This window comes from Gottfriedia luciferensis (assembly GCF_002156865.1).
In the GTDB taxonomy this organism is placed as follows: domain Bacteria; phylum Bacillota; class Bacilli; order Bacillales; family Bacillaceae_G; genus Gottfriedia; species Gottfriedia luciferensis.
On sequence record NZ_NCTA01000016.1, the window covers coordinates 102,802 to 109,290 of the forward strand.

The following is a 6,489-nucleotide window of genomic DNA, read 5'->3' on the forward strand; positions in this document are numbered from 1 at the left end:
GGGATTTTTTAATGACTATTTCGAACACAACAGCTCATGTTTTACTAAAAAAAGAAGGTCGCGTTGCTACTGTAGTATTCAATCGACCAGAAGTATTGAATGCAATGAATGAAGATACATTCAGACAATTCAGAGACGTATTAGATGAAATTACAACTTCAGATGTTGATGTAGTAGTTTTATGTGGAAATGGCAAAGGCTTTTCTTCAGGTGGAGATTTAAAGTCAATGTTAAGTAATACAGATGAAACTGCATTTGGTCCAGTAATGGATTTAATTTCTGAAGTAGTTATTAAATTATATACTTTACCTAAAATCGTAATTAGTGCAATTCACGGTCCTGCTGCTGGTATTGGTTTTAGTTTTGCACTTGCAAGTGATTTCGTTCTTGCCCACGAATCTGGGGTATTAGCTATGAACTTTATTGGAATTGGTTTGATTCCAGATGGAGGAGCACATTACTTCTTAGAAAAACGCTTAGGCGAAGCAAAAGCTAAACAATTAATCTGGGAAGGTAAGAAACTAGACTCTGCTCAAGCACTAGAAATGGGATTAGTTGATGAAGTGGTATATGGAGACTTTGAAAAAGAAATAAAAGAACGTGTGAAAAATATTCTTCAAAAACCAGTTAGTGCAATGATTCAAACAAAACAAATTTACTGTGAAAACAATTTAGAATCATTAAAAAATGTTCTTTTATTTGAAAAAAATGGGCAAGGTGCAATGAGAAAAACTTCAGATCATCAAGAAGGTGTACAAGCATTTTTACAAAAAAGACTACCAGTTTTTACTGGGAAATAATCATATTTAAATCGACCAATTTGGTCGATTTTTTCTTTAGGGAAAGTTAGATTGATTTAAAACGCTTTTCTTTCGAGGATCGAAGGGAGAAGATGAAAGGAGTTACGATAGAGATAATGAGAACAGTAAATCAACTAAGGAAGGGAGAGTTTGGCGGGAAGTCAGAAGCTGCGAACTAAGTCGCAGCTTTTTTTAAGGATGAAATAAAAGTAACTTTCCAGTTTGACTAATGCAACGATGCGTTTTATCAAGTGCTCCAATTGCTGAGAGTTTGTCTTGACCAATTTTCTTTGCTTCTAAATCAGAGTTTGCTTCAAATTGTTCATCAACGATAGATTCTCCACTTTTTTCGAAAGCAGTAATTCGATAAGTTGCCATATTTTAGTCCTCCTTGAAATATTCCTGTATTACTATTTTGGCATAGATTGAAAAGAATGCAAAGTAATAATTTGAATTATGAAAAAATTCTGTGTTAATTTATGATTCGATGTGTATTCATTCACAAAAAGTTCAAGTGAATTGTTAGAATATGTCTTAATTTTTGTACGATCATAGTTGGGATAAGTTGCTATTTTAACGTATAATAGGATATGTAAAACGACTAATACATAAATTAATTTTCCTTTTTTTTATTTTGGAAAAATTTATTTCCGATAATAAAGAGCAATTTACTTTTTCAAGAAGAGTTTAATTTTGTTCAGTAAAGCAGAGGAAAGATAGCATAGTGGAGGTACTTATGGATAAAAGAGTATATGATCATGAAGTTGGCGAACGTTTTGTTACATTTTTGTTTATAAAAGCAGTAACAAAAGGAGTAGCAAGTAATCAAAAATCGTTTTTATCACTAACATTACAAGATCAAAGTGGTGATATTGAGGCGAAACTATGGGATATTTCTACTGAACAAGAAGAAGCATATGCTGAAGGTACTGTTGTAAAGGTTGAAGGTGAGCTACATGATTATCGAGGCAAACTTCAATTAAAACTTCGTCAGATTCGTCCAGCAAAAGACACAGACGAAGTGAATGCGGAAGATTTCTTTGCGAGAGCACCAATTTCTAAAGAAGTATTATATGAAAAGATTACTTCATTCATTAATAATATGAGTAATGAAAAACTGAAGAAAATAACAGAATATCTAGTATTAAAAAATCAAGATGAGTTCTTAGATTATCCTGCTGCAACTAAGAATCATCATGAATTTGTATCAGGATTAGCTTATCATGTCTATTGTATGTTGAAATTAGGAGAGTCAATTGCAAACTTATATCCTTCTATCAATAAAGATCTATTATATGCAGGAATTATCTTACATGATTTAGGAAAAGTGAGAGAGTTATCTGGTCCAGTTTCTACAAAATATACTGTTGAAGGTAATTTACTTGGACATATCTCACTAATGGCGATCGAAGTAGGGAATGCATCAATCGAGCTAGGGATTGAAGGAGAAGAGGTTACAGTTTTACAGCATCTAATTTTAAGCCATCATGGAAAATATGAATATGGTAGTCCAAAGCTTCCATTAATAAAAGAAGCTGAAATATTACATTACATAGATAATATTGATGCAAAGATGAATATGCTAGATCGTGCGCTTGAAAGAGTTGAACCAGGAGAATACACAGAGCGTATATTCCCATTAGAAAATCGTAGTTTTTATAAACCAAAATTTTAAATTTATCATACTTTTCCCTTAGTAACCATATAATGAAGCAAAAGCTTGTCTACTAAGGAGGAAAATAAATGTTTTTACTACCATTTTGGATGTACATTGTAATTTTAGGGATTTTTGTAAGTGGATTTATGGTGTTATATACCTCAAAACAAGAAAGAGAAGCAGATGAAGCTTTCATTGAAAAAGAGGGAGAAATTTACTTACAAAGAATTAGAGAAGAAAGAGAACGAAGAGAACAATTACTTATTAATTCAGAAGTTTCATCAAATTAAAAAAACCTGCCATTTAGGCAGGTTTTTTATTTTATGATTTTTTCTCTTGGCTTTCTAAATCTTTATCTTTTACTTTAAAATTAGCTTTTTTAAGAAGTTCATCTGAGAATGCAGAGAAGTTTTCTTGGCTTAATTTTGATTCAGCAATTTTTTTGCGAGCTTCTTTTTCATTTACTGCTTTTTTATCAACTAATTTGATAATGTGGTAACCAAATTGTGATTTTACAGGTTGGCTTACTTCTCCAACTTTTAAAGCATACGCAGCCGATTCGAATTCAGGTACCATAGCACCTTGACCAAAATAGCCTAAATCTCCACCTTTATCTTTTGAACCAGTGTCAGTAGAATACTTTTTAGCAAGTGCTGCAAAATCTGCACCTTTATCTAATTCTTGTTTGACTTTTTTAGCTGTAGCTTCGTCTTTTACTAAAATATGACTAGCTCTAATTTCTGGTTTATATTTTGCAATTTCTGCTTTTGTTACACTAGCTTCAGCAGCCTTTTCAGTTAATAAATCAATTTTAACGCGTTCTTTAAATGCAGCTTCATCTTTGAAACCATATTGAGCTAAGAATGCTTTAAATTGATCACCATTTTGTGTTTTGTACTCATTGAATTTTGCATCAACATCTTTATCACTAACTTTGAAATTTTTACTTAAGTAATCTTCAATAGCCATTTGTTTAAGCATTGCTAAGCCTGCTGTATCCTTCATCTTATTATATAAATCTTTAGATGTGATATCTCCTGCATTTGATGTAGCAACAACATCGCTATTAACACCAGAAGTACCACATGCTGCTAGTCCGAATACTGAAGTTGCTAAAACTGCAGATACGATTAACTTTTTCATTTAAACATCTCCTAATATAAATTTAAAGTGACTTACTTTTAAAAGAACTTAGTAAAGTATGTAGCTTAAACCTTAAATTTTCCTGTATTTAGTCAACTATTTACAAAAATTACTTCACTTAATATATCATATTTTTCTTCAAGATGACAAAGTTTATCCAAAAAAAGAATAATTTGGAATATATTTTAATGAAAAATTAATACATTTAAAGGAGACTTGAACTATTTTTTTTAAAGGCTCTGTTAAAAAAGAATGTTGATTTCCGTTCCAGGATGCTCGCTTTCTTATGAGTAGGTACAAAGAATGAAAGGATTAAGGCGCATTATATAAAATCCTAAATAACATTGTGTTTATAATAAAAAGCTTGTCAACCGTGACATTCGCCCAATCATTTAAGGCATTCGTCTATATATTATTAAGAATTACAATTAGGGGGTTGGAGAATGGAAGGGAAATCATCGCGTGACTTTGTGTTGATTGTGATTCTATTTATTTTACTAATCATTATTGGTTGTTCATGTATATAAGCTAATATCATTCTTTGAAAATAAAGGTTATTTATACATTTGCCTAGACCATTTTTTTTCTACACGCATAAGATAAGATATGTAGCTAAAGGAGGTGTAAATGATGGGCGTAGGATTCCATGGTGGAGGATTTGCGTTAATCGTTGTATTGTTCATCTTATTAATTATCGTAGGAGCAGCTTGCATCTAATTTGTAAATAAGACAATTATTCGACCGGGGGATTAACCTCCGGTTGAGTTTTTTTATGCCAAAAAAACTAGAGTACATTAAGTTATTAGTGATTTTATCATGATAAGAAGAGGTGAAAATGAGGTATTATGTGAAGTTTTTAACAAAAAATGGTCGAAATAAAAAGCGGAAGGATTAAATAATCTGGCCCCGCTTCTAATTATTTTTACCTTACAATTACGATGAACAGTCCGATTAGTAATTGTGATCTGAATGAAGATTATTAAGGTTTTTTTATTAAACGATTATTTTCTTCGATAAATTCTTTATCTATGTTGTCTAATGTTGTTTCAAAAATATCCATGAAATCTTTACCATAAATATTACGTAAAATAGCCATAATTTCCATATTTTCTGGAAATTTACCGTAAAACTCTTTTAATGGCAAAGTACCTTGGAAAACTGAATTTGTTTCAGGATCAAATTCTTCTAATATTTCTAATAGGATATTTTTACCCTTTTCTGTTAGTTCAATATAAGTATTTCGTTTATCTTCTACTTTTTTAGAAAACACTAGTAAACCACGTTCTTCTAGCTTTTTAGAAAAGTTAAAAGCAGTAGATACGTGCATTACACCAAATTTAGCAATTTCAGAGATAGAGGCACCCTTTAAGTGGAAGGCGATCATTAAAATATGATGTTCATTGATATTTAAATCATAGGGTTTAATCCATTGTTGCCAGTCTTTTTCAACTGACTTCCATAATGCTTTTGAAATTTGGGCAATTCTTTGACTAAAAATCAAAGCTTCTTTCATTGTGTATAATTTTTGTTCAGTTTTCATCATTTCACCTTCTTTTCTATTTAACTATCTATTTATTATTATGCCAATAATATGTGAAGAAATAAAGAACTTTTAGTTAGAATTTTTAAAAATTTTCACAAAGTCATTGATAAAATTCTACAATTTTATATTATAATTATTAGATATGGACTAAAAAAGATATGTTTATATAATGATTTTAGCGAAAAAATACAGTTAATGTCGAAAATAATATTATTACTAATATAGTAAATATATAATATTAATCTTAAAAAATACAGTGTAAATTATAGCGAATATGTAAATTTTAGAAAATCAAAACAAAAACAGGAGAAAATCATTCTCCTGTTTTTGTTTTAAATTATTATTTTTTGATAATGTTATGATTAATTGCTTTTGCAATTTCTTGAAGCGTTTCATTTGTGTATTGATCAGTATTTGTTTGCCATTTTACATCAAAATCATCATTTTTTCCATATCGTGGTAAAATATGCATATGATAATGAAATACAGTTTGACCTGAAACTTCCCCACTATTATTTAATAAATTTACCCCTTGAACATTAAAAGCTTCTTTTATTGCGTTAGCAATTAAAGGTACTTTTTGAAAGTATGTACTAGCTGTTTCTTCACTCATAGAGAATATATTTTCAGTATGATCCTTTGGAATAACTAATGTATGTCCTTTAGTAACTTGACTTAAATCCAAAAAGGCTAATACATCATCATCCTCATATACTTTTGAAGCTGGAATACTTCCTTCAACAATTTTACAAAAGATACAATTAGAGTCATGTGCCATTTTTTATACATCCTTTCAAGTTTTTTCCTTATTTTATCATAAGTGAATGTTCATGTGAAAATAGGGGGGGAAAAAAAGCAACTAAAAGTTGCTTCGCCAAACGCTCGCTTTCTTCGTTGCTTCGCATGACTGCGGTGCTCATTACCGTCTAAGGATAACTCAGCTTTCTTGCCAGGCTTCGCCCCTCGAAAGACAACCGCTTTCAATCAGTTTGAAAATCAGATAAATAGGACTTTGTCTACACAAGGAAAGAAGCAACTAAAAGTTGCTTCTTAATGAAGGGGAAAGTTGTTATAAGAGTTATTATTAATTGTCTTTAATAGACACCTCATTTGCTTTAATGTTCAATAATTGGTACACCTTAATAAATTTATATATGCTCTGGTCGAGACACCTCATTTACAAATGGTATACAAATAACCTTAGTAATCGATAATGTTCAAGCGTACCATCTCCTTAGATTTTTTCACTGCTGTGTTTTACAACGATGTTTTTATCTTGGGAGACCATTCACTTTAACAGTTATCTTATATAGGTTTGAACGCAAATTATAATACCTTTAACAAAC

General features: G+C 30.6%; 9 protein-coding genes. 5 read left to right on the top strand and 4 right to left on the bottom strand.

Annotated elements, in window-relative coordinates:
* Positions 1–11: 11 nt before the first annotated feature.
* Entirely contained in the window at positions 12–800 is a 789-nt protein-coding gene (locus tag B7R67_RS12950) for an enoyl-CoA hydratase (RefSeq protein WP_088071052.1), read from the top strand.
* A 192-nt stretch (positions 801–992) separates the two neighbouring features.
* Here B7R67_RS12950 and B7R67_RS12955 read toward each other — a convergent pair whose 3' ends face one another.
* Entirely contained in the window at positions 993–1,178 is a 186-nt protein-coding gene (locus B7R67_RS12955; protein ID WP_088071054.1) for a YhzD family protein, read from the bottom strand.
* A gap of 358 nt (positions 1,179–1,536) precedes the next feature.
* Between B7R67_RS12955 and yhaM the strand changes: the two genes are divergently transcribed.
* The gene (gene yhaM, locus B7R67_RS12960) at positions 1,537–2,475 is read left to right on the top strand and encodes a 3'-5' exoribonuclease YhaM (protein WP_088071056.1); all 939 of its coding nucleotides are present in this window, start codon (positions 1,537–1,539) and stop codon (positions 2,473–2,475) included.
* 68 nt (positions 2,476–2,543) lie between these two features.
* Positions 2,544–2,747, top strand: coding sequence for a sporulation YhaL family protein (locus B7R67_RS12965; protein ID WP_088071058.1), 204 nt, complete (start codon positions 2,544–2,546; stop codon positions 2,745–2,747).
* 31 nt (positions 2,748–2,778) lie between these two features.
* Here the strand turns inward: B7R67_RS12965 and B7R67_RS12970 are convergent, their stop codons facing one another.
* Positions 2,779–3,600 carry a peptidylprolyl isomerase gene (locus B7R67_RS12970; protein ID WP_088071060.1) on the bottom strand — a complete coding sequence of 274 codons (822 nt, stop codon included), beginning with the start codon at positions 3,598–3,600 and terminating at the stop codon, positions 2,779–2,781.
* Between the two features lie 443 nt (positions 3,601–4,043).
* On the opposite strand from B7R67_RS12970, the gene B7R67_RS12975 reads away from it, so the two are divergent.
* Positions 4,044–4,127, top strand: a complete 84-nt coding sequence (locus B7R67_RS12975) for a YjcZ family sporulation protein (protein WP_088071062.1) — start codon at positions 4,044–4,046, stop codon at positions 4,125–4,127.
* A gap of 100 nt (positions 4,128–4,227) precedes the next feature.
* The gene (locus B7R67_RS12980) at positions 4,228–4,317 is read left to right on the top strand and encodes a YjcZ family sporulation protein (protein WP_097973758.1); all 90 of its coding nucleotides are present in this window, start codon (positions 4,228–4,230) and stop codon (positions 4,315–4,317) included.
* Between the two features lie 262 nt (positions 4,318–4,579).
* Here B7R67_RS12980 and B7R67_RS12985 read toward each other — a convergent pair whose 3' ends face one another.
* The gene (locus B7R67_RS12985) at positions 4,580–5,140 is read right to left on the bottom strand and encodes an HTH-type transcriptional regulator Hpr (protein WP_088071064.1); all 561 of its coding nucleotides are present in this window, start codon (positions 5,138–5,140) and stop codon (positions 4,580–4,582) included.
* A 343-nt stretch (positions 5,141–5,483) separates the two neighbouring features.
* Entirely contained in the window at positions 5,484–5,921 is a 438-nt protein-coding gene (locus B7R67_RS12990; RefSeq protein WP_088071066.1) for an HIT family protein, read from the bottom strand.
* Positions 5,922–6,489: the final 568 nt, after the last annotated feature.